Source organism: Mycolicibacterium grossiae, assembly GCF_008329645.1.
In the GTDB taxonomy this organism is placed as follows: Bacteria; Actinomycetota; Actinomycetes; order Mycobacteriales; family Mycobacteriaceae; genus Mycobacterium; species Mycobacterium grossiae.
In genome coordinates this window covers 2,512,015-2,533,945 of record NZ_CP043474.1, presented here as the reverse complement: position 1 = coordinate 2,533,945, position 21,931 = coordinate 2,512,015, and the positions used below count along the sequence as shown (strand labels likewise).

Annotated in this window: 19 protein-coding genes and 1 pseudogene; 6 read left to right on the top strand and 14 right to left on the bottom strand. The window is 72.1% G+C overall.

Annotation, left to right across the window (positions count from 1 at the left end; all coding sequences use genetic code 11):
• The first annotated feature begins 74 nt into the window (after positions 1-74).
• On the top strand, positions 75-2,744 hold the full coding sequence (locus FZ046_RS12095; protein WP_070352459.1) for an ATP-binding cassette domain-containing protein: 2,670 nt from the start codon (positions 75-77) through the stop codon (positions 2,742-2,744).
• Positions 2,745-2,751: 7 nt separating this feature from the next.
• On the opposite strand, the gene FZ046_RS12090 is transcribed toward FZ046_RS12095, so the two are convergent.
• The 6 genes and pseudogenes from FZ046_RS12090 to FZ046_RS12065 form a co-directional block, all read right to left on the bottom strand.
• The gene (locus tag FZ046_RS12090; RefSeq protein ID WP_070352460.1) at positions 2,752-3,108 is read right to left on the bottom strand and encodes a nuclear transport factor 2 family protein; all 357 of its coding nucleotides are present in this window, start codon (positions 3,106-3,108) and stop codon (positions 2,752-2,754) included.
• 54 nt (positions 3,109-3,162) lie between these two features.
• Positions 3,163-3,723 (bottom strand): pentapeptide repeat-containing protein, encoded by a 561-nt coding sequence (locus tag FZ046_RS12085; protein ID WP_070352461.1) that lies wholly within the window; start codon positions 3,721-3,723, stop codon positions 3,163-3,165.
• The gene (locus FZ046_RS12080; protein ID WP_070352462.1) at positions 3,720-4,295 is read right to left on the bottom strand and encodes a GTP-binding protein; all 576 of its coding nucleotides are present in this window, start codon (positions 4,293-4,295) and stop codon (positions 3,720-3,722) included. The genes FZ046_RS12085 and FZ046_RS12080 overlap by 4 nt, the downstream gene beginning before the upstream one ends.
• Positions 4,276-4,653: a DUF742 domain-containing protein gene (locus FZ046_RS12075; protein ID WP_070352487.1), complete on the bottom strand. Its 378-nt coding sequence runs from the start codon at positions 4,651-4,653 to the stop codon at positions 4,276-4,278. The genes FZ046_RS12080 and FZ046_RS12075 overlap by 20 nt, the downstream gene beginning before the upstream one ends.
• 16 nt (positions 4,654-4,669) lie before the next feature.
• Positions 4,670-5,077: a roadblock/LC7 domain-containing protein gene (locus FZ046_RS12070; protein ID WP_070352463.1), complete on the bottom strand. Its 408-nt coding sequence runs from the start codon at positions 5,075-5,077 to the stop codon at positions 4,670-4,672.
• Positions 5,074-7,803 (bottom strand): annotated as a pseudogene (locus FZ046_RS12065) (HAMP domain-containing sensor histidine kinase). Before FZ046_RS12065 ends, FZ046_RS12070 begins: the two are co-directional and overlap by 4 nt.
• A gap of 189 nt (positions 7,804-7,992) precedes the next feature.
• Here FZ046_RS12065 and FZ046_RS12060 point away from each other — a divergent pair.
• Positions 7,993-8,457 carry a tRNA (cytidine(34)-2'-O)-methyltransferase gene (locus FZ046_RS12060; protein ID WP_070352464.1) on the top strand — a complete coding sequence of 155 codons (465 nt, stop codon included), beginning with the start codon at positions 7,993-7,995 and terminating at the stop codon, positions 8,455-8,457.
• 10 nt (positions 8,458-8,467) lie between these two features.
• On the opposite strand, the gene FZ046_RS12055 is transcribed toward FZ046_RS12060, so the two are convergent.
• The 3 genes from FZ046_RS12055 to FZ046_RS12045 form a co-directional block, all read right to left on the bottom strand.
• Positions 8,468-9,121, bottom strand: coding sequence for a nitroreductase family protein (locus FZ046_RS12055; protein ID WP_070352465.1), 654 nt, complete (start codon positions 9,119-9,121; stop codon positions 8,468-8,470).
• A 55-nt stretch (positions 9,122-9,176) separates the two neighbouring features.
• On the bottom strand, positions 9,177-9,761 hold the full coding sequence (locus FZ046_RS12050) for a TetR/AcrR family transcriptional regulator (RefSeq protein WP_070352466.1): 585 nt from the start codon (positions 9,759-9,761) through the stop codon (positions 9,177-9,179).
• Between the two features lie 86 nt (positions 9,762-9,847).
• Positions 9,848-13,141, bottom strand: coding sequence for an error-prone DNA polymerase (locus tag FZ046_RS12045; RefSeq protein WP_070352467.1), 3,294 nt, complete (start codon positions 13,139-13,141; stop codon positions 9,848-9,850).
• Between the two features lie 313 nt (positions 13,142-13,454).
• Between FZ046_RS12045 and FZ046_RS12040 the strand changes: the two genes are divergently transcribed.
• Both FZ046_RS12040 and FZ046_RS12035 read left to right on the top strand, forming a co-directional pair.
• On the top strand, positions 13,455-13,751 hold the full coding sequence (locus FZ046_RS12040) for a hypothetical protein (protein WP_125939692.1): 297 nt from the start codon (positions 13,455-13,457) through the stop codon (positions 13,749-13,751).
• A gap of 144 nt (positions 13,752-13,895) precedes the next feature.
• Positions 13,896-14,576: a DUF899 domain-containing protein gene (locus FZ046_RS12035; protein WP_070352488.1), complete on the top strand. Its 681-nt coding sequence runs from the start codon at positions 13,896-13,898 to the stop codon at positions 14,574-14,576.
• Positions 14,577-14,579: 3 nt separating this feature from the next.
• Here FZ046_RS12035 and FZ046_RS12030 read toward each other — a convergent pair whose 3' ends face one another.
• Complete coding sequence (locus FZ046_RS12030) at positions 14,580-15,449, bottom strand: MaoC family dehydratase (RefSeq protein ID WP_070352469.1); 870 nt, start codon at positions 15,447-15,449, stop codon at positions 14,580-14,582.
• A gap of 82 nt (positions 15,450-15,531) precedes the next feature.
• On the opposite strand from FZ046_RS12030, the gene FZ046_RS12025 reads away from it, so the two are divergent.
• Together FZ046_RS12025 and FZ046_RS12020 are read left to right on the top strand one after the other, a co-directional pair.
• A complete protein-coding gene (locus FZ046_RS12025; protein ID WP_070352489.1) occupies positions 15,532-17,547 on the top strand; it encodes an SDR family oxidoreductase in 2,016 nt (671 codons plus the stop codon).
• A gap of 89 nt (positions 17,548-17,636) precedes the next feature.
• The gene (locus FZ046_RS12020; RefSeq protein WP_070352491.1) at positions 17,637-18,626 is read left to right on the top strand and encodes a nucleoside hydrolase; all 990 of its coding nucleotides are present in this window, start codon (positions 17,637-17,639) and stop codon (positions 18,624-18,626) included.
• Positions 18,627-18,630: 4 nt separating this feature from the next.
• On the opposite strand, the gene FZ046_RS12015 is transcribed toward FZ046_RS12020, so the two are convergent.
• Genes FZ046_RS12015 through FZ046_RS12000 form a run of 4 tightly spaced genes read right to left on the bottom strand, consistent with a single transcriptional unit; the run spans position 18,631 to position 21,899 of the window.
• Entirely contained in the window at positions 18,631-19,053 is a 423-nt protein-coding gene (locus FZ046_RS12015) for an organic hydroperoxide resistance protein (protein ID WP_070352470.1), read from the bottom strand.
• Entirely contained in the window at positions 19,050-19,496 is a 447-nt protein-coding gene (locus tag FZ046_RS12010; protein ID WP_149484250.1) for a MarR family winged helix-turn-helix transcriptional regulator, read from the bottom strand. Before FZ046_RS12010 ends, FZ046_RS12015 begins: the two co-directional genes overlap by 4 nt.
• Before the next feature lie 52 nt (positions 19,497-19,548).
• On the bottom strand, positions 19,549-21,195 hold the full coding sequence (locus tag FZ046_RS12005) for a DNA polymerase Y family protein (RefSeq protein ID WP_083298132.1): 1,647 nt from the start codon (positions 21,193-21,195) through the stop codon (positions 19,549-19,551).
• Positions 21,192-21,899, bottom strand: a complete 708-nt coding sequence (locus FZ046_RS12000; protein WP_070352472.1) for a DnaE2-dependent mutagenesis accessory factor ImuA' — start codon at positions 21,897-21,899, stop codon at positions 21,192-21,194. The genes FZ046_RS12005 and FZ046_RS12000 overlap by 4 nt, the downstream gene beginning before the upstream one ends.
• Between the last annotated feature and the right edge of the window lie 32 nt (positions 21,900-21,931).

Sequence of the window (21,931 nt, the reverse complement as noted above, 5' to 3'; positions counted from 1 at the left end):
GCTGCCAACACCCGCGCCGACGCGACCGCCGGGACGCCGGTCGGCCGAGGTCGATACCGATAGAGTCATACGCGATGACGCGACCAGCACCGCCCGCTCTGACCGTCCGGTACGACGGGTCGGCCCGCACCTTCGCGGCAGGCAATGACGTCGTCGTCGGCCGCGACCTGCGCGCCGACGTCCGCATCGCCCACCCCCTCACGTCGCGGGCCCACCTCATCCTCCGGTTCGACCAAGGTCGATGGCTCGCCATCGACAACGGCTCCCTCAACGGGATGTACGTCAACGGCGCCCGCGTGCCCGTCGCCGACATCGCCGACGGGCTGGCCGTCAACATCGGCAACCCGGACGGTCCCCGTCTGACGTTCGAGGTGGGCAGGCACCAGGGCTCGGCCGGCACCCCGCCGACCACCGCGGTGCCCGTCGTCGGGCGCCCCGCGTGGCAGTCCGGTGCGCAGAGCGCCGCGCACACCGCCCCACCGAACCGCCCGCAGGCCTACCCGTCGGGGCAGCAGCCGCGCTACCCGTCGGCGCCCACGGGCGGGCACACGCCCTACCCGCCGCCGACGGGGTACGGGAACGGGCCGCAGACCGGCTATCCGAATGCCCCGCAGAACGCGTATCCGACGGCACCCCCGACCGCACCGCCGCCGCCTCCGCGGTACGCCCCTCCCCCGCCATCGCAGCCGATCTCGCAGCAGGCCGAACCGGTCACCATGCTCGGCCCGAGCGCCGCACCGCGCGGGAACGACGGCAACCTCGCGACCAGCATGCTGCGGATCCTGCGGCCCGGTCGGCCGAGCGAGGCCCCGCCGGGATCGGTGAAGATCGGTCGCGCCACCGACAACGACATCGTCATCCCCGACGTCCTGGCCGGTCGCCACCACGCCACCCTGGTTCCGACGCCGGGCGGCACGGAGATCCGCGACAACAAGAGCATCAACGGCACGTTCGTCAACGGCGCGCGCGTCGACGCCGCGGTGCTGCACGACGGCGACGTGGTCACGATCGGCAACGTCGACCTCGTCTTCACCGGCGGCACCCTGGCGCGCCGGACCGAGACCGAGGCGGCCACGCGCACCGGCGGCCTCGAGGTCAACGGCGTCACGTGGACCATCGAGAACAACAAGACGCTGCTCGACAACATCTCGATCGCCGCGCGGCCCGGCACCCTGACCGCCGTGATCGGCCCGTCGGGCGCGGGCAAGTCGACGTTCGCCAAGTTGGTGGCCGGCTACACGCACCCCACCTCGGGCACGGTGACCTTCGAGGGCCACGACATCCACGCCGAGTACGCCTCGCTGCGCTCCCGGATCGGCATGGTCCCGCAGGACGACGTGGTGCACGGCCAGCTGACGGTGAAGCAGGCGCTGATGTACGCCGCCGAGCTGCGGCTGCCGCCGGACACCACCAAGGAGGACCGCGAGCGCGTCGTCATGCAGGTGCTCGAGGAACTCGAGATGACCAAGCACCTGGAGACCCGCGTCGACAAGCTCTCCGGCGGTCAGCGCAAGCGTGCGTCGGTGGCCCTCGAGCTGCTGACCGGCCCGTCGCTGTTGATCCTCGACGAGCCGACCTCCGGCCTGGACCCCGCGCTGGACCGCCAGGTCATGACGATGCTCCGCCAGCTCGCCGACGCGGGCCGCGTGGTGCTGGTGGTCACGCACTCGCTGACCTACCTCGACGTCTGCGACCAGGTGCTGCTGCTGGCGCCGGGCGGCAAGACCGCGTTCTACGGGCCGCCCGCGCAGATCGGACCGCAGCTCGGCACGACGAACTGGGCCGACATCTTCAGCACCGTCGCGGGTGACCCCGACGCGGCGAGCCGCCGGTTCCTGGAACGGCACGGCCCGCCCCCGCCGGCACCGCCCGCCGAGGAACCCGCCGACCTCGGCAGTCCTGCGAGCACCAGTGTGCGGCACCAATTCTCGACGATCGCCCGGCGCCAGATGCGGCTCATCGTCTCCGACCGCGGCTACTTCCTCTTCCTGGCCATTCTCCCGTTCATCATGGGTGTGCTGTCGCTGTCGGTGCCGGGCTCCACCGGGTTCGGTCAGCCCTCCCCGGTCGGCGACGCGCCCAACCAGCCGGGCCAGGTGCTGGTGTTGCTCAACGTCGGCGCGATCTTCATGGGCACCGCTCTGACGGTGCGCGACCTGATCGGCGAACGCGCGATCTTCCTGCGCGAACAGGCGGTGGGGCTGTCGACGTCGGCCTACCTGCTGGCGAAGGTCTGCATCTACTCGGTGTTCGCGATCGTGCAGTCCGCCATCGTCACCGGGATCACGCTCGTCGGCGTCGGCACGCCCCAGAACGGCGCGGTGGTGCTGGGCGGCGGTGAGGTCGCCGCCTCGATCGAACTGTTCATCGGCATGGCCGCCACCACGGTGTGCGCGGCCACGGTGGGCCTCGCGCTGTCCGCGCTGGCCAGGACCAGCGAGCAGATCATGCCGCTGCTGGTGGTCGCGGTGATGTCGCAGCTGGTGTTCTCCGGCGGTCTGATCCCGGTCACGGGCCGCCTCGGGCTCGACCAGCTGTCGTGGGTGACGCCCGCTCGCTGGGGCTTCGGCGCCACGGCGTCGACGGTGGGCGTGACCGACATGGTGAAGCCGCCGATCATGCCGGACGACTCGCACTGGAAGCACACGTCGGACGCCTGGCTGTTCGACATGGCCATGCTGGCGGCCCTGTCGATCTTCTACGTGGCGTTCGTGCGCTTCAAGATTCGGCTCAAGGCCGGCTGACAGCCGCTCACCCGGCGTGCACGTCGGGATGCACCGCGGCCAGCTGGGCGCTGTCCCAGTAGCCGCGCTGCGCGACGATCAGACCGTCGGCGACGTCGAAGAACCCGCAGCCGCGGAAGCCGTCCGGGTCGGTCCACTCCAGGGCGCCCCGGTCGCCGTCGATCAGCAGGCCGACCGGCTGGCAGGTCAGCGGGCCGCCGGCGAAGGTCTCGCGGAAGAAGTCGGCGAGCGCAGCCCTGCCGTGCACGGGCTGCAGCGCGATCTGGTGATTGACGGCGTCCTCGGCGTACAGCGCGACGAGGCCCTCGACGTCCCCGGCATTGAACAGGGCCACCCAGCGTTCGATCGTCTCTCGGGTCGACATGGCCCCGTGTCTATCGCACCCGCGTGGGGCCGAGCAACGGAGATTCGGGCGCTCTCAGTCCCCGCCGACCCGCAGGGCGTGGGCGGCGGCGTAGGCGACGGCCTGGTCGACGTCGACCTTGGCCCCGCGCAGCGCCACCGTCGTCCAGAACGTCGGGTCGACGCGGGCGCCGCGCAGGTCGGCATCGCCGAACTTCGCGTCCTGCGTGCGCGCGCCGGTCAGGTCGGCGCGGCGCAGCACCGCCGCGCGCAGGTCGGCGCCCACCAGGCTGGCCTCGCGCAGCCGGCAGTCGGAGAAGTCCACCTTCTGCAGGTCGCAGCCGCCGAGCACGGTGAGCGTGAAGTCGCACTCCTCCAGCACGACCGGTCGCAGCCGCGCCTCGGTGAACACCGAGCCCAGCAGCGTGCAGTGCCGGAAGGTGCTGTGCAGCAGCGACGCGCGGCGGAAGTCGCAGTTGCGGAACGCCGAGCCGACGTGCTCGGACTCGGTCAGGTCGACACCGCTGAACGTGCAGTCGGTGAAGACGACTCGCTCGGTGCGCAGCCTGCTCAGATCGTCCTCGCGGAAGTCGTGGCCGTCGAACTCGCGGTCGACCCAGACCGCGTCGTCAGTCACGCCGTCGAGAGGTTCAGCAGTGCGTACTCGGTGACCGCGATGAGCGCGGCGCGGGCCGACTGCCGGTCCCGGGCGTCCACCAGGACCACCGGGACGTGCTCCGGCAGCGCCAGCGCCGTCCGCACCGCCTGCGCGGGGTGGCGCGGCGAGCCCTCGAACTCGTTGACCGCGATGATGAACGGCAGCTTGCGCGCCTCGAAGAAGTCGACGGCGGCGAAGCTGTCCTGCAGGCGGCGGACGTCGACGAGGATCACCGCGCCGATCGCGCCGCGGACGAGGTCGTCCCACATGAACCAGAACCGGCGCTGGCCGGGCGTGCCGAAGAGGTACAGCACCAGGTCATCGGCCAGGGTGATGCGACCGAAGTCCATCGCGACGGTCGTCGTGGTCTTGTCGGGCGTCGCCTCCAGGCCGTCGAGGCCCGACGACGCGTTGGTCACGATGGCCTCGGTGCGCAGCGGCATGATCTCCGAGACGGCGCCGACGAAGGTGGTCTTCCCGGCGCCGAAGCCGCCCGAGACGACGATCTTCGTCGATGCGGCAGAACGGCTCTCAGAGTGCCCGTAGGCCACGCAGGGTCCTCCCTATGAGTTCGCGTCGCTCGGCCACGGTCGCCGAATCCGACAGCGTGGCATGCACCCGAAGATACCCCTGCGTGACCAGATCGGAGATCAGCACGCGCGCAACGCCGAGCGGTAGTGCGAGCCGCGCCGCGACCTCCGCCACCGACGTGCGGGCAAGACCGCACGCGAGGATGCGGGCCCGCACGTCGCCCGCCGGCCACCCCGGCACCGGGCCGTCGTCGACCGTCTCCACGGGCGCCTCGAGCGGCAGGTCGAGGCGGGCGGTGGTGCGCCCGGCGGTCAGGACGAACGGGCGGACGAGGCTGACCCCGTCGACCGGTTCGTCGGGCTCCCACCCGGTGCGCACGGAGTCCACGGTCGCGTCAGGTCCGGTGTGCCGAGCGGCGCCCGGACTGCACCACCGTGCCGACGCGCTCGACGAGGATCGCCATTTCGTAGCCGATCTGACCGATGTCCCCCGTCCGGCTCGCCAGCGCCGCCAGATGCGACCCGTCGCCCACACGCATCAGGAGCAGGTAGCCGTTCTCCATCTCCACGACCGACTGCAGCACGTAGCCGCCGTCGAAGAGCTGCGCCGCACCCGTCGACAGGCTCGCCAGTCCCGACGCGACGGCGGCCAGTTGGTCGGCGCGCTCGGTCGGCATGTGCGCGCTGGCGGCCATCAGCAACCCGTCGGCCGACACCAGGATGGCGTGCGACACCCCGGCGACCTCGTCGGCGAACTTCGCGACCAGCCAGTCGAGCGATTGACGCTGCGTGGGACGGGTCATTCGCGGTCGGTCTCCCTGCTCCCCCGGACGTGCTCGCGCCCGGCGTTCACACCACCGAAGTGGCTGCTCATGCTGGCCCGCACCGCCTCCGGATCACGGCCGTGCCGGGCGGTGACGGGCGGCTCCGGGTCCTCGGGTGCGTCCGCGGCGCCCGGCACCAGGCGGGCGCCGGGCTGACGGATCGGAAGTCCCTCGGCGGTGTGCTCCACCACCGGGGCCTGCTCGGCGGCCGCGGCGGCCGTCCACCCCTTGTCCCAGACCGTCTGCCAGTCGAGGTCGGTGCTGCTGGCCAGCTCGTGCGGATCGTCGATGAGCCACTCGGAGAGCATCGAGTCGAAGATGCTGCCGTCGCCCCCGCGCGACGGGGCCGGCTCGGGCGGGGGTGCGGTCGCGGCGCGCTCACGGGAGGCGAAGAAGTCCGACGTGTCCGCCGGGGCGGGTCTGCGGGGCGCCGGGTCGGGCTGAGCGTACGGCTGGGGGTCCGCGGGCGCAGGCGTGCGCGGCGGTTGCGCGTCGAGTTCGGTGAACGCCGGCGGCCCGGCGGGGATGTCGGCGATTCCGCTGGCGCCCGGACTGCGCTGCGGCAGGAAGGACACCGGCACGTCGGCGTGGCCGTTGCGGGCCTGCCCGACGGTCTCGGCCTCGCGGTGGGTGACCACCTCGCCGGTGTCTTCGTCATCGGTGTCCGGCACGAACTCGGCGAACTCGTCGGACCCGGTGGGCTCATGCGAAACAGAGTGCGGCACAACGGGTTCGGTCGATTTGGGTTCGGATGCGGCGGGTTGGGGCACGCGGGGTTCGGGCTCGGCAGGCTCGGGCTCGGCGGGTGGGGCGAGCGGGACGCCCGCGCGCAGCAGCAACTCGACGGGCACGTACACCCCGGCGGTCGTGCCGGAGGACGGGTCGCCGGCGACGGTGCTGCGCAGCCGCACCACCAGGCCGTGCTGGCGGGCCAGCCGGCCCACCACGAACAGGCCCATGTGGCGCGCGGTGAAGGGATTCACCTCGCCGCCGGACTGCAGCCGGGCATTCGCGACGCGCAGGTCCGACTCCGCCATGCCGATGCCGGCGTCGGAGACCTCGAGCACCAGGCCGCCGTTGCCGGTGTGCACGGCCGACACCCGAACCTCCGAGACCGGCGGCGAATAGCGCAGCGCGTTGTCGAGGAGTTCGGCCAGCAGGTGCACCAGGTCACCCGCGACGGCGCCCAGCACCTCGGTGTCCGGCGCCGTCGCCGTCACCACCCGGGCGTAGTCCTCGACCTCGGACGCGGCGGCGTCGATGAGCGCGGTCACCGGCATGGGGTCGGCCTGCTCGCGCGGGACGCGGGAACCCGCCAGCACCAACAGGTTCGAGCCGTTGCGCCGCATCCGCGCGGCCAGGTGGTCGAGTGCGAAGAGACGCCGAAGCCGGTCGGGGTCCTCCTCGTGACGTTCCAGATCGTCGATCAGCGACAGCTGCTGGTCGACCAGCGAGCGGCTGCGCCGCGACAGCGTCTCGAACATGTCACCGAGCTGCACCTGCAGGCGGGCCTACTCGCCGGCCAGCAGCACCGCCTGCTCGTGCAGTTCGTCGACGGCGTGCGCCACCTGGCCGACCTCTTCGGTGGTGTACACCGGCAACGGCTGAATCGGGCCGACGTCCTCGCCGGCGCGCACCCGCTCGAGTTCACGGGCGAGGTCCTGGTGCGCGACCCGCAGCGCGCCGTCGCGCAGTCGGCGCAGCGGCCGCACCAGCGACGCGGCCACCAGCAGCACCAGCAGCAGCGCCAGCAGCATCGCGACGCCCACGACCACCGAGTCGCGGATCGCGTCACTGCGCGTGGCGGCCGCCTGATCCTCGACCCCGGCGGTGACGTCGGCCGAGGTGCGCTCGATCACCTGCAGCGCAATGTCATTGGTGGCGCGAATCGAGGCGGTCAGCTCCGGGTTGTCGACGAGCGGCACCGCGGGGTCCGACATCAACGCCATGCGGCCGACCATCTCGGACTGCAACGTCCGCGCGTCCTCGGAGCCGACGCCGAGCACCTGCGTCATGCCGAACAGCGTCGACGGCTCGGTGCCCGCCAGTGTGATCATCGACGTCCGCAGCTCGGGCTCGGGCACTTCCGCGCCGAGGTTCACCAGCAGCTGCTGCATCATCATCTGCCCGCGGGCGCCCATCGCGCGGGACAGGCCGAGCGTCTCCGCGCGGATCCGCTCGTCGTCGACGCGCACCGAACCGTTGACGGCGTCCTCGGCGGTGAGCAGGAGCGGTGCGTAGGTGGTGATCCGGTCGCGCAGACCGATGCTGTTGGACACGACCTTGTCGAGCAGCGCCTGCCCGCCGTCCAAGAGTCCCCGCACGCCGGTCGCGACGTCGGGAACGACGTCGGTGTCGGCGAGCCGGTCGGCGAGGGCGCGCTTGCTCTGGTCGTACGCGCTGAGCGCGGCCTGGGCGTCACCGCCGGTCGACGTCGCGAGCATCGCGGCTTCGAGTGCGCTGGTGTAGTCCTCGATGGCGGGCACCATGTCGGCGCGGTCGGCGGCCAATCGGAGGTCGCCCGCCTCGTTCCAGCCCGACGCGATGCGCAGGCCGCCGAACACGCCCGCCAGCGCGAGCGGCACGACGACGATCGCGACGACCTTCCAGCGGACCGGCCAGTTGCTCAGCGCCCACCGCGACGGTCGGGTCACCGCAGCCGGATTCGCGCCGGGCTGCGGTTCCGGTGATCGCGCGTCATTCATGAGACTTCCTGCAGCGTCGTGCCCCGTGGGGTGGGCAGCAGTCATCCGCCCGGCAATGTCGTTCGAGTATGACAGCGCTGAGCAGCGGTTTCCACGATTCTCACCGAACGGACGGGGTTCGTGACCGCGGCGTTGCCAGTTCGTGTGCTGGGCGAGCGACACCCGTTGCCGCCCTGAGATCATCGTCGGATGTTCCGCGTGATGTTCCACTCGCCGCGCATTGCGCCCAACACCGGCAACGCCATTCGGATGGTGGCCGCGACGGGGTGCGAACTGCATCTCGTCGAGCCGCTCGGCTTCGACCTGTCCGAGCCGAAGCTGCGCCGCGCCGGACTGGACTACCACGATCTGGCGTCGGTGACGGTGCATCCCGACCTGGCGCACGCGTGGTCGACCGTCATGCCGGCGCGGGTGTTCGCGTTCACGGCGCACGCGCAGACGTCGTTCGCCGAGGTCGACTACCGTCCGGGCGACGTCCTGCTGTTCGGGCCGGAACCCACCGGCCTGGACGAGGAGACGCTCGCCGACCCGCACGTCACCGCGCAGCTCCGGATCCCGATGCTGGCGGGCCGGCGGTCGCTCAACCTGTCCAATGCCGCCGCCGTCGCGGTGTACGAGGCGTGGCGGCAGCAGGGGTTCGGCGGGGCGGTCTAGCGCCCCGCGGTCACCAGGTGTTCCAGTGCGTCAGCTGCTCGGCGGGCAGGCGCTTGGCCTTCTTGAAGTCGGTGCCCTTGGTGTAGCCGATCGGGAACAGGCCGCCCTGGGAGTACTTCTCGAAGGGGATGCCGAGGATCTCGGCGGCGCGCTTCTCGCCGTCGCCCACGAGGTGCAGGCTGGTCCACGCCGAGCCGAGGCCACGCGACCGCAGCGCCAGCATGAAGCTCCACGCCGCGGGCAGCAGCGAGCCCCAGAAGCCGGCGCTCGTCCCGGCCGGCGCGCCGTCGGGGCGGCCCTCCAGGCACGGGATGAGCATGACGGGCACCTCGTGCAGGTGGTCGTTGAGGTACTTGGCCGAGTCGATGACCTTCGGGGTGCGCTCGTCGCGCGCGTCGCCGTAGGTCGGCTTCTCCGCGTCGAGGTAGGGCGTCGCGGCGACGCGGTAGATGTCGGCGATCGCCTGCTTCTTCTCCGGGTCGTCGACGAACACGAACTGCCAGCCCTGCGAGTTCGACCCCGTCGGCGCCTGCAGCGCCAGGTCGAGACACTCCAGGATGACCTCGCGCGGCACCGGTCGCTCCAGGTCCAGGCGCTTGCGCACCGACCGGGTGGTGGTCAGGAGTTCGTCGACGGTCAGGTTCAGCGGAGGGGTGGAGGTCATGATCGGAGACTACCCACGGCACCTGGGTGGCCAACGTGACGCGGGCCGAACCGCCCTACCCGGGCAGGACCGACAGCGTCATGTCGGCGAGGGCGGCGAGGCGGCGACGGGGGACGCCGTCGCGGGCCTGCACCGACAGCCCGTCGAGGACGGCGGTGAGGTAGTCCCCCATCCGCTGCACGTCGGCGTCCCCAGGCAGGTCTCCGCCCTCGGCGGCGGCGCGCACGCGCGCGGTGATGGTCCGCCGTCGCGTCCGCCGGTGGGCTTCCAACCGGTCGCGCATGCTCTGGTGCTCGGGGGTGCACGCCATGGCGGCGCTCACCAGCATGCAGCCCCGCTGGGTCGGCTGGGTGTACACCTCGATGGCGTCGCGGAACATGCGCCGCAGCGCCCGCGCCAGCACGGCTTCCCCGGCGAGCGCCCGGTCGACGAAGGCGCCCTCCTCGGCCCGGTAGAGGTCGACGGCCTGCAGGAACAGGTTCTCCTTGTCGCCGAACGCGGCGTACAGCCGGCCCGACGCGAGACCCGTCGCCTCGACGAGGTCGGACATGGCGGTGCCGTCGTATCCGTGCACCCAGAACACCTCTTGAACCTGCTTCAACGCGACGCTGCGATCGAACTGCCGAGGGCGCCCCGCCATCTGTCTCCCGTCCGAGGTGGGCCGACGACGCCGGTCGTCGATCTAGATCAGACCACACTCGGGGCGGTGACGAACTTCCTGGCGTGTTACTGGAAGTCGCGAGACTTGGTCTTCACCCGCAGGTCCAGCGGGCGCAGCTGGTCGGCGGCGATGGTGACCGCACCCGTCGCGTTCTGCACGATGCCCCGAATCACCAGCGCCGACGCGGTCTGCGCCAGCCGGCGTTGCTTGGCCCACAGGCCCTTCGAACACATCACGTTCATCATCCCGGTCTCGTCCTCGAGGTTGAGGAACGTCACTCCCTGCGCCGTGGCGGGACGCTGTCGGTGGGTCACGGCGCCCGCGATCAACACCCGGCTGCCGTCGGGCACCGAGAGCAACCGGTCGGCGGGCACGACGCCCATCTCGTCGAGCCGCTCGCGCAGGTACTGCACGGGGTGGCTGTCCGGGGACACCCCGGTGGCCCACACGTCGGCGGCCGTCAGCTCCAGATGCGTCATCCCGGGCAAAGCCGGTACGTGCGAGGAGGATCCGACTCCCGGCAGCCGGTCGGGCCGCTGGCTGGCCGCCGCCCCGGCCGCCCACAGCGCCTCGCGCCGGGAGATGCCGAAGCAGCCCAGCGCCCCGCCGGTGGCGAGCGCCTCGGTCTGCGGCACGGACAGCTGCACGCGTCCGGTGAGGTCGACCAGCGACGTGAACGGCCCGTGGGCGCCACGCTCGCCGACGATCTGCTCGGCGAGGTCCTCGCCGATGTGCCGGACCTCGGCCAGTCCCAGCCGGACCGACATCCCGGCGTCCTCGAGCGTGGCGTGCGCCAGGCTCGCGTTGACGTCGGGGCCGCGAACCACCACGCCGTGCCGTCGGGCGTCGGCCACCAGGCTCTGCGGCGAGTAGAACCCCATCGGCTGCGCCCGGAGCAGCGCTGCGCAGAACACCGCCGGGTGGTGCAGCTTGAACCACGACGAGTAGAACACCAGCGACGCGAAGCTCAGCGAATGGCTCTCCGGAAAGCCGAAGTTCGCGAACGCCTCGAGCTTCTCGTAGATCCGGTCGGCCACCGCACCGGTGATGCCGTGCCGGGTGCGCATGCCGTCGTAGAAGCGGTCCCGCAGCCGGTGCATCCGTTCGGTGGAACGCTTGGACCCCATCGCGCGGCGCAGCTGGTCGGCCTCGGCTGCGGAGAACCCGGCACAGTCGACCGCCAGCTGCATCAGCTGCTCCTGGAACAGCGGCACCCCCAGCGTCTTGTGCAGCGCCGGTTCCATCGACGGGTGGTCGTAGGTCACCTCCTCTTCGCCGTTGCGCCGCTTGATGTACGGGTGCACCGAGCCGCCCTGGATGGGTCCGGGCCGGATGAGCGCCACTTCGACCACCAGGTCGTAGAACACCCGCGGCTTGAGCCGGGGCAGGGTGGCCATCTGCGCGCGGGACTCCACCTGGAACACGCCCACCGAGTCGGCGCGCTGCAGCATCTCGTAGACCGCCGGCTCGGAGAGGTCGAGCTGCGCCAGGTCGACGTCGAGGCCCTTGTGCTCGGCGACGAGGTCGATGCAGTAGTGCAGCGCCGAGAGCATGCCCAGGCCCAGCATGTCGAACTTCACCAAACCGATTGCGGCGCAATCGTCCTTGTCCCACTGCAGCACGCTGCGGTTCTCCATGCGGGCCCACTCCACGGGGCAGACGTCGGCGATCGGCCGGTCGCAGATCACCATGCCGCCGGAGTGGATGCCCATGTGCCGCGGCAGGTTCTTCACCTGCAGCGCCAGGTCGATCACCGACTCGGGGATGTCCTCCACGTCGGGCGAGTCGGGCAGGCCGTTCCACCGGCTGATGTGCTTGCTCCACGCGTCCTGCTGCCCTTGGGAGAAGCCGAGCGCCCGGGCCATGTCGCGCACCGCGCTGCGCCCGCGGTAGGTGATGACGTTGGCCACCTGGGCGGCGTAGTCGCGGCCGTAGCGCTCGTAGACGTACTGGATCGCCTGCTCGCGCAGGTCGGACTCGATGTCGATGTCGATGTCGGGGGGCCCGTCGCGCGCCGGCGACAGGAACCGTTCGAAGAGCAGGTCGTTGGCCACCGGGTCGACGTTGGTGACGCCCAGGGCGTAGCAGACCGCGGAGTTGGCCGCCGACCCCCGGCCCTGGGCGAGGATGCCGTTCTCCCGGCAGAACCGGGTGATGTCGTCGACCACCAGGAAGTAGCCCGGGAAGTCGAGTTGGGCGATCACCCGCAGCTCGTGCTCGATCTGCTCGTAGGCGCGCGACGCCCGCTGCGGCGGACCGTACCGGCGGTGCGCGCCGACCATGGTCAGGTGGCGCAGCCAGCTGTTCTCGGTGTGCCCCTCGGGGACGTCGAACGGCGGCAACTTGGGCGCGATCAGCGCCAGCCCGAACGCGCACTGTTCACCGAGATCCGCTGCGGCGGTGACCGCGTCGGGGCGGTGGGCGAACAACCGGGCCATCTCGTCCCCGGACCGCAGGTGCGCCCCACCCAGCGGAGCGAGGTAGCCGGCCGCCTCGTCCATCGAGTGGCGCGCCCGGATGGCGCCCATCGCCATGGCGAGCCGCCCGCGCGAGGGCTCGGCGAAGTGCGCTCCGGTGGTGGCGACGACGCCGACGCCGAAGCGGGGCGCCAGATCGGCCAGGATGGCGTTGCGTTCGTCGTCGAGCGGATGGCCGTGCCGACTCAGTTCGATGCTGACCCGGTCCGCCCCGAACCGGTCCACCAGGTCGGCGAGTGCGGCCGCGGCGGCGTCCGGTCCGCCACTCGAGAGTGCCTGCCGCACATGCCCCTTGCGGCATCCGGTCAGGACGTGCCAGTGCCCGCCGGCGGCCTCGGTCAGCGCGTCGTAGTCGTATCGCGGCCTGCCCTTCTCGCCGCCTGCGAGGTGGGCCGCCGAGATCTGACGGGACAGCCGCCGGTAACCCTCGGGGCCGCGGGCGAGCACCAGCAGGTGCGGGCCGGGCGGGTCGGGATCCTCGGTGCGGGGCACGTTGCTCAGCGACAGCTCGGCGCCGAACACCGTCGCCACGCCGAGTTCCTGCGCGGCCTCGGCGAACCGCACCACGCCGTACAGCCCGTCGTGGTCGGTGAGGGCGATGGCGCGCAGGCCCAACCGGGCCGCCTCCTCGACCAGTTCCTCCGGCGTGCTCGCCCCGTCGAGGAAGCTGTACGCCGAGTGGGCGTGCAGTTCGGCGTACGGGACCGCCGAGCGGCCGCGCACCTCCCCGACCGGCTCGTAGGCGCCACGCTTGCGCGACCAGGCAGGACTGTCCCCGCCGTCGCCGGGCGGCTCGGCCATGGGGATCCCGGCCCGACGCGGCTTGCTGGTGAGGACGCGCTCCATCTCACCCCAGCTCGGCGGGCCGTTGAACCAATCCACGCGCCCAGTCTATCGAACGTGCGTTCGATGCGCGCATCGGACGGTCACGTCGAATTCTCGAAGGACGAAGCCATTCCCATGAGATTCCGATGAATCGTTCGACAATCGGATTACCAAACCTTCGCGGCGGCAATATCGTGGGGGACACGACGCATCGAGCCGGCCGAATCACGTTGCGCCACAATGCTCGACACCCCGATACCCTCCCCGAAACGGGGAGGGTCTCTTATTCATCTGAGCACCGAAACGCCATTCTATGAATTCGCCCAGTCGTCCTTTACGCGGTCGATCGAACGCCCATACCGTCGATGACATGAGGATGAACGAGACGAGAACACGGAGTCCCTTCGGCGTCACGGTGGCGGTCACGGCGGCGCTGTTCGCGGCGGCACTCGGGTCCGCCGCCACGGCGCAGGCGCTACCGAGCGGCGGCGAGGACGCCGCGGGCGCCATCGCCGAACTCGAGGCGCAGGGCTATCAGGTCCACGTCAACGGATCGCACCGCACGTCGTGGGACGGCTGCCAGACCACCCGGGTGCACGCGCCGGAACTGGACGGTGACTGGGGCACCGCCCACGTGACCGTCCACTGCACCACCGAGACGCCCTGACCGTTGCGATGACTTCTCGCCGTCTTCGGGGTCACCATGTCGGAAGAGCCCGTCGGGCAGGACCCGCATCCCACAGGAGGCACCGTGACCCCGAAGACACCGACCACCGAGACCCAGACCCCCGAGACACAGACCCCCGGCACCATGACCGCCGCCCCACCGGTCGTCGACCACGCCACCTGGCGTACCACGCTGGACGAGCTGCGCCGCCGCGAGAAGGCGGCCACCCGTGAACTGGACGCCATCGCCGCGCAGCGCCGCCGGCTGCCGATGGTCCGACTGCCCGACTACACGCTCACCGGCGCCGACGGCCCGGTCCGGCTCGCCGACCTGTTCGACGGGCGCAGCCAGCTCATCACCTACCACCACATGTGGAGCGACGGCGCCGAGTGGCAGTGCGGCGGCTGCACGGGGTTCACCTCGCAGTTCACCCGGCTCGACTTCCTCGACGCCTACGACGCCCGGTTCGTGATCGTGACCAACGGCCCGATCACCGAGGCGCTGGCGTACAAGGCGAAGGTCGGCAACCAGATGGACTGGTACTCCGCCGCCGGGACGACGTTCGGCGCCGACGTCGACGCCGCGCCCGGCGAGGGTTTCGCCGTCAACGTGTTCCTGCGCGACGGCGACACCGTGTATCGCACGTGGCACACCAACGGGCGCGGCACCGAGCAGCTCAGCCACACCTTCGCGCTGATCGACCTGTTGCCGTTCGGCCGGCAGGAGGAGTGGCAGGACTCCCCCGACGGCTGGCCGCAGAGTCCCACCTACTCGAAGTGGCTGGACTCGCCGGCCGTCGCGGGCCTCTACGGACCGACGGCCTGAGTCTCAGTCGACGTACTCCGCGGTGCCGTCCTCGAGCACGACGCGCGAGTTCGACCCGTCGGCGCCGGCGGCCTCGGTGCGGTACACGGCGTGGCCGGGCTCGGTGCGCCACACCGACGTCGTCAACGTCTCGCCGGGGAACACCGGGGAGGTGAACCGGGCGCCGACGGCGCGGATCCTGGTCGCGTCACCACCGCCGAGTTCGGCCACCAGCACGCGGCCCGCGACGCCGTAGGTGCACAGGCCATGCAGGATCGGCTTCGGGAAGCCGGCGAGGTTCTGCGCGAACCACGGATCGGAGTGCAGCGGGTTGCGGTCCCCGGAGAGCCGGTAGATCAGCGGCTGGTCCTCGGTGGTGGGCAGGGCGACCGACGCGTCCGGGGCCCGGTCGGGGATCGCCGGTGCGACCGCGCGCTCACCCGGCCGACCACCGAAACCACCCTCACCGCGGATCACCGCGGTCGACCAGGACTCGGCCACGACCTCTCCGGTGTCCGGGTCGGTACCGGTGCCCTTGAGCACCAGGATGGCGTTCTTGCCCTCGCCCTTGTCCTGGATGTCGGCCACCTCGGAGGTGACGTCGAGCGCTCCGGCCGGGGACAGCGGGCGGTGCAGGCGGATGCGCTGACTGCCGTGCAGCAGCATCGCCCAGTTGAAGTCGCCGACGTGCGCGGCGGCACCCCAGGCGGGGCAGGCAATGACGGCGTAGGTGGGCAGCACCTGCTGCGGGACGTCGTGGCTGTTCTCGGTGGTGAATGCGAGATCCGCCGTGCCGCAGCCGACGCCGAGCGCGTAGAGCAGCGTGTCGCGGTCGGTCCACGAGAAGCGCTGCGGATCGGTCGTGGCGCCGATGGCGTCGGGGTTGATCGGCATGGGGTCTCCTCGCAGGACGGGCGCCGGACGGTCGTCTCGGACAGTAGCCGGGTGGTTGACGCCGCACGCCGCGCGGGTGACCATGGCTCTCGTGCGCTATGTCGTTACCGGCGGTACCGGGTTCATCGGACGCCGGGTCGTCACCGAGATCCTGTCCCGTCCCGATGCCCACGACGCCGACGTGCGGGTACTGGTCCGCCGCGGGTCGCTGGCGACCTTCGAGCGCCTCGCCGAGCAGTGGGGCCGACGGGTGACGCCGCTCGTCGGGGACCTCACCGCGCCCGACCTCGGCCTCGCCCACACCGACGACCTCGGCGACGTCGACCACGTGGTGCACTGCGCCGCGGTCTACGACATCACCGCCGACGACGACGCGCAGCGCGCCGCGAACGTCGACGGCACCCGCGCGGTGATCGACGTCGCGCGGCGGGTGGGCGCCACGCTGCACCACGTCTCGTCGATCGCAGTGGCCGGCACGTTCGACGGCGAGTACACCGAGGACGACTTCGACGTCGGCCAGGACCTTCCCACGCCGTACCACCAGACGAAGTTCGAGGCGGAGTCGCTGGTGCGGTCGATGGCCGGCCCACGGCACCGGATCTACCGGCCGGCCGTGGTCGTCGGCGACTCGCGCACCGGCGAGATGGACAAGGTCGACGGCCCCTACTACTTCTTCGGCGTCCTCGCGCGGCTCGCGGTGCTGCCGTCGCTGTTTCCCATCGCGCTGCCCGACGTCGGCCGGACCAATCTGGTGCCGGTCGACTACGTGGCCGCGGCGCTGGTCGAACTGATGCACCTGCCCGACCGCGACGGCGAGACGTTTCACCTGGTGTCGCCGACGTCGATCGGCCTGCGCGGCATCTACCGCGGGGTCGCCCGGGAAGCGGGTCTGCCGCCGGTGCGCGCCGCCCTGCCACGTGCCACTGCGGCGCCCGTCCTCGCGGCCACCGGCCGGCTGAAGGTGCTGCGCAACATGGCCGCCACGCAGCTCGGCATCCCGGGCGAGGTGCTCGACGTCGTCGAGCTGGCGCCGCGGTTCACCGCCGAGCGCACCACCGCGGCGCTGCGCGGCACCGGCATCGAGGTGCCCGCGTTCGGTTCCTACGCCGGTCGGCTGTGGCGGTACTGGGCCGAACACCTCGACCCCGATCGCGCGCGCCGCGACGATCCGGCGGGCCCGCTGGTCGGCAGGCACGTGGTGATCACCGGCGCGTCGAGCGGAATCGGGCGCGCAGCCGCCGTCGCGATCGCCGAACGCGGCGCCACGGTGTTCGCGCTCGCGCGCAGCGCCGAGGCGCTCGACGACCTCGTCGCGCAGATCCGGGCGGCCGGCGGCTCGGCCCACGCCTTCACGTGCGACGTCACCGACTCGGCGTCGGTCGAGGCCACCGTCAAGGACATCCTGGGGCGCTTCGACCACGTCGACTACCTGGTCAACAACGCCGGCCGGTCCATCCGCCGGTCGGTCGCCAACTCCACCGACCGGCTGCACGACTACGAACGCGTGATGGCGGTCAACTACTTCGGGTCGGTCCGGATGGTGCTGGCCCTGCTGCCGCACTTCCGGGAGCGCCGCTTCGGCCACGTCGTCAACGTCTCCAGCGCCGGCGTGCAGGCCAACAGCCCGAAGTACAGCGCCTACGTGCCGAGCAAGGCAGCACTCGACGCCTTCGCCGACGTCGTGGGCACCGAGACGCTGTCCGACCACGTCACGTTCACCACGATCCACATGCCGCTGGTGAAGACGCCGATGATCGCGCCGTCGCGCCGGCTGAACCCGATGCCGCCGATCACCGCCGAGCATGCGGCCGCCATGGTGGTGCGCGGGCTGATCGACAAGCCGGCCCGCATCGACACCCCGGTCGGGACGCTCGCCGACCTCGGCACCTACGTCGTGCCCAAGGTGTCCCGACGGATCCTGCACCAGCTTTACCTCGGGTTCCCGGACTCGGCCGCGGCCCGGGGCGTGAGCACGGCCGATCGGCCCGACGGCGGCAGGCGGCGGCCGCGTCGTCCCGCCCGGCCCCCGGTGCCCGCGTTGCGTACGCCGCGCGCGGTCAAGCACGCGGTGCGGCTGCTGCCCGGCGTGCACTGGTAGCGCATGGGCGCCGGTAGGGTCGACCCGTGACGCCGGACGAGCCGACGCAGCCCGTGTTCGCCGACGTGGACACCGGCGTGGACGACGCGATGGCGCTGGCCTATCTGTTCGCCAGCGCGGAGGCGGATCTCGTCGGCATCGCCGCGACGGCGGGCAACGTGAACGTCGACCAGGTGTGCGTCAACAATCTCGGACTGCTCGACCTGTGCGGGGTGTCCGGCATCCCCGTCTCCCGGGGCGCGGAGCGGCCGCTCGCCACGCCGCTGCGGACGGCCGAGGACACCCACGGTCCGGAAGGCCTCGGCTACGCCCGGCTGCCCGCCGGCACCGGCACGCTCACCGACTACGACGCCGCGCAGGCGTGGGTCCGTGCGGCGCGCGAGCATCCCGGCGAGCTGATCGGGCTGGTGACCGGACCGCTGACCAACCTCGCGCTGGCGATGCGCATCGAGCCGTCGCTGCCACGGCTGCTGCGCCGGCTGGTGGTGATGGGCGGGGCGTTCGACTACAAGGGCAACACCACCCCGGTCGCGGAGTGGAACGTCAGCGTCGACCCGGAGGCGGCCGGCGAGGTCTTCGCGGTGTGGGGCGCCGCGTGGGGTCTCGAGGAGCCGACGCATCTGCCGATCGTGTTGGGGCTCAACCTCACCGAACACGCCGCGATGACGCCGTCGATCCTCAGCCGACTGGCGGCGGCGGCCAATTCGTCGACCACCCCGATGAGCGTGCTGGACGATCGCGGGACCCGGTCGGCGGCGGCCAACCCCCTGATCCGCGTCCTCGAGGACGCCATGCGGTTCTACTTCGAGTTCCACTTCGACCAGGGCGAGGGCTATCTCGCGCACCTGCACGATCCGTTGGCCGCTGCGGTGGCGCTGGACCCGGATCTGGTCCGCTACCGCACGGCGACCATCGACGTCGAACTGACCGGCACGCTGACCCGCGGCATGACCGTGGCCGACTGGCGTGGCCACTGGGGGCGCCAGCCGAACGCGCACGTCGGCGTCGAGGTGGATCCGGACGCGTTCTTCGACCGCTTCATCGCCCGCGTCGGGCCGTTCGCGGCCGCGCTGGGCTGACGCGTCAGTCGTCGGTGACGGTCAGCGTGACGTCGATGTTGCCGCGGGTCGCGTTCGAGTAGGGACACACCTGGTGGGCCTTCTCCGCCAGCGCGGTCGCCTCGTCGTGGTTCAGGTTCGGCAGCGTGATCTCCAGTTCGACTTCGAGACCGAAGCCGCCGCCGTCGAACTGGCCCAGCGAGACCCGCGCGCCGACCGAGGAGTCGGTGACGTCGGCCTTCTCCTGACGGGCCACCAGGCGCAGCGCCGAGTGGAAGCACGCGGCGTACCCGACGGCGAAGAGCTGCTCGGGGTTGGTGCCGTCACCGCTGCCACCGAGTTCGGGCGGCGAGGCGAGGTCGACGTCGATGCGTCCGTCGGAGGTGCGGCCGTGGCCGTCCCGTCCCTCGCCGGTGGCCAGGGCTTCGGCGACGTAGAGCGTCTTCACGATTGGTCCTTTCGCGACGATTCGTGCAGCACGTGCGCGAGCCGGTGCACCGTCTCGCGGAGATCCTGCGCGTCCTGGGTGGTCATGCCGGTCTTGGCGAGCATCTGCTCGGGGATGCACTTGGCCCGCCGTTCCAGCCGGCGGCCCTCCTCGGTGAGGGTGATCTCGACCTGGCGCTCGTCGTGGCGCGACCGTTCGCGGATGACGAGGCCGATGGTCTCCAGCCTCTTGAGGAGCGGCGAGAGCGTCCCGGAGTCGAGCAGGAGCCGCTCGCCCAGGTGCCCGACGGTGACGCGGTCCTCCTCCCACAGCACCAGGAGCACCAGGTACTGCGGGTAGGTGACGTTGAGCTTGGCGAGGATCGGCCGGTACGCGGCCGTCATCGCGCGCGACGCCGTGTAGAGGGCGAAGCACAGCTGACGGTCGAGTTCCAGCGCGGGCACGCCATGACGTTAGCCCGCAATTCAATTGCGCACAATCATCCTGCGATGCCGGTCACTCGTAGATGCCCTCGAGATACCACCTCCTCTGCCGGTAACACAGCAGCAGCGCCCGACCGGCGTCCGACCGGGACGGCTCGAGCAGCACCTGCATGCGTGCCGTGCGGCCGCTCCCCGCCTGCCGGGACGCGGACGCCTCGGCGTCCCACCACCGCTCGTCGACCGGCCACGGTCCCGCCCACCAGGCCAGCGCGCCCGATCCCGCCGAGAGCAGCGACGTCACCGCCGGCGTCGCGGACTCGACCACCCGCACGCTCACCGGATCCGCGGTCAGCAGCCCGCGCCCGGTGACCCGCACCGGGCCGTCGGCGGCGTCGAGCAGCTCGACCGGGTCGTCGAGCAACACCGTGGGCGACGGCTCCGGCAGCTGTCCCGGCCAGGGCTGCGCCGGATCGGCGCGGGGTACCGGCTCGTCGCCCAGCGGCGTGAAGGTGATGCGCTCGGCGGGACCCCGCCCGCCGCTGAGCACCGGCACCCGCACCGCGTCGGGGCCGAGCAGTCCCTGCACCCGCACCAGCGCCCGCCGCGCCCGCAACCGGTCCTCGTCGCCGGAGGATCCCCACAGCGGCAGCTGCAGCGCGGCCGCGGACACGACCTCCACCGGATGCAGCCGCAGCACGGTGATCGGCGCGGTCGGCCGGTCCCGCGTACGCCGGTTGAGCCAGCCGTCCAGCTGCCACCGCACCCGGTCGGCGGTGGCGTCCTCGGTGAGCGGCTCGGCGCACCGCCAGACCCGCTGCAGCTCCTCGCCGTTGGCGGTGACGGCGTGGATGGCCAACCGGGTGCAACCGATGCCCGCGGCCTCCAGGCTGCGGTGCAGTTCGACGGCCAGCGACCGGCCCGCGAAGGCCGCCGCGTCGACCCGGTCCACCGGCGGATCGCACTCGAGTACGGCGTCGAGGTCCGGCGGCGGTTCGCGGCCGGACGGCCCGCGCGAGGACTCGCCGCGGGCGAACCGGTGGGCGAGCACCGCGTCCACCCCGAACCGGGACGCCACGTCGGTGCGCGACAAGGCAGCGAACTGCCCCACGGTGCGAATGCCCATGCGCCACAGCAGGTCCGCGAGGTCGACCCGGGTGGGATCGGCCAGGCTGGGCTCGGCGGCGAGCTGCCGGATGGACAGTGGCGCCAGGAATCGTGCGTCGCCGGCGGGGTCGACGATCTTCCCGGCGCGGGCCGCGAACACCGCGGTGGGCAGGTGGTCGGCGACACCCACCTGACACTCGGCACCGGCCGTGGCCACGGCATCGACGAGGCGCTCCGCGGCGGCCTGCTCGGATCCGAAGTAGCGCGCCGCGCCGCGGACCGACAGCACCAGCAGCCCCGGCCGCAGCACCTCCGCGCGGGGCACCACCTCGTCGACCGCCGCCGTGACGGCCTCGAAGTGGCGGGCATCGCGCGCCGGGTCGGCCGTGACGACGTGCAGCTGCGGACACCGCGCCTGCGCCTCCCGGCGCCGCAGCCCGCGCCGCACCCCGGTGGCCCGGGCCGACGCGGAGCACGCCACCACCCGGTTGGCCAGCGTCACGGCCACCGGCGCCGTGGGCGCCAGGTCCGCGGCCGCCGCGGCGGCGACGGCGGGCCAGTCCATGCACCAGATGGCGAGCACCCGCGGTGACCGCCGCGTCGCCCCCGTCGTCATTCCCCCACCGCCCGCACCGGGCTCCCAGCCCGGCCGCGGCCGCGCATGGCCAACCGCACCTTGCCGATGCGCCCGCAGCCCGGCACCGGCGGACCCGACCCCGCGCCCGTGAGGTCGTAGCCGCACACCCTGGCCTCCAGCCGGGCCGCCGCTCCCGGCCAGTCGCCGTCGGCCACCAGCAGCGTGCACTGCTTCTGCCGGGCCCGCGCCGTCACCGCCCGAGCGCGGCTCGGCGGCACGGACCGCCCGGCCAGGCCGAGCACCACGAGGTCCAGCCCGTCCACGAGGACCGCGGCGACCTCGACCGGGTCGGCGCCCGGATCGGGGACCACCGCGATGCGGCTCAGGTCCGCCCCCATCTCGACCGCCGCCAGCAGACCCGCGTCCGGCATGCCCACCAGGGCCACGTGCCCACCCGCCGACGTCACCGTCGCGACCATGGTGAGGACCAGCGAGCGGGCCCCGGACACCACGGCCACAGCACCCTTGGGCAGGGCGCGCGGCAGCAGTTCCGACAGCGAATCGGGCACCGGCAGCAAAGTCTCGGCGTCCGGCAGCAGGACCGCGGGAGCCACCGGGGCGGCCGGGGGCGGCGACGCCCCGGTAGCCTTGCGGGCGGTCATCGCCGCCATCTTGCGACGGAGCTGTTCGACCTGCTCAGAGCGGTCGAGGGCACGTTGAGAGAGGCTCGCGACACCCGTCACGCCGGCACCTCCCGTATCACCCGCAACAGTGG

What these genes read in the sequence shown, in the direction of transcription:
- FZ046_RS12005 (WP_083298132.1), bottom strand. Translation starts at nt 21,195, where the DNA reads ATGACGACGGGGGCGACGCGGCGGTCACCGCGGGTGCTCGCCATCTGG.
- FZ046_RS12050 (WP_070352466.1), bottom strand. Translation starts at nt 9,761, where the DNA reads ATGGCGGGGCGCCCTCGGCAGTTCGATCGCAGCGTCGCGTTGAAGCAG.
- FZ046_RS12095 (WP_070352459.1), top strand. Translation starts at nt 75, where the DNA reads ATGACGCGACCAGCACCGCCCGCTCTGACCGTCCGGTACGACGGGTCG.
- FZ046_RS12090 (WP_070352460.1), bottom strand. Translation starts at nt 3,108, where the DNA reads ATGTCGACCCGAGAGACGATCGAACGCTGGGTGGCCCTGTTCAATGCC.
- FZ046_RS12040 (WP_125939692.1), top strand. Translation starts at nt 13,455, where the DNA reads ATGAGGATGAACGAGACGAGAACACGGAGTCCCTTCGGCGTCACGGTG.
- FZ046_RS12025 (WP_070352489.1), top strand. Translation starts at nt 15,532, where the DNA reads ATGGCTCTCGTGCGCTATGTCGTTACCGGCGGTACCGGGTTCATCGGA.
- FZ046_RS12055 (WP_070352465.1), bottom strand. Translation starts at nt 9,121, where the DNA reads ATGACCTCCACCCCTCCGCTGAACCTGACCGTCGACGAACTCCTGACC.
- FZ046_RS12070 (WP_070352463.1), bottom strand. Translation starts at nt 5,077, where the DNA reads ATGACCCGTCCCACGCAGCGTCAATCGCTCGACTGGCTGGTCGCGAAG.
- FZ046_RS12035 (WP_070352488.1), top strand. Translation starts at nt 13,896, where the DNA reads ATGACCGCCGCCCCACCGGTCGTCGACCACGCCACCTGGCGTACCACG.
- FZ046_RS12060 (WP_070352464.1), top strand. Translation starts at nt 7,993, where the DNA reads ATGTTCCGCGTGATGTTCCACTCGCCGCGCATTGCGCCCAACACCGGC.
- FZ046_RS12030 (WP_070352469.1), bottom strand. Translation starts at nt 15,449, where the DNA reads ATGCCGATCAACCCCGACGCCATCGGCGCCACGACCGATCCGCAGCGC.
- FZ046_RS12020 (WP_070352491.1), top strand. Translation starts at nt 17,637, where the DNA reads ATGGCGCTGGCCTATCTGTTCGCCAGCGCGGAGGCGGATCTCGTCGGC.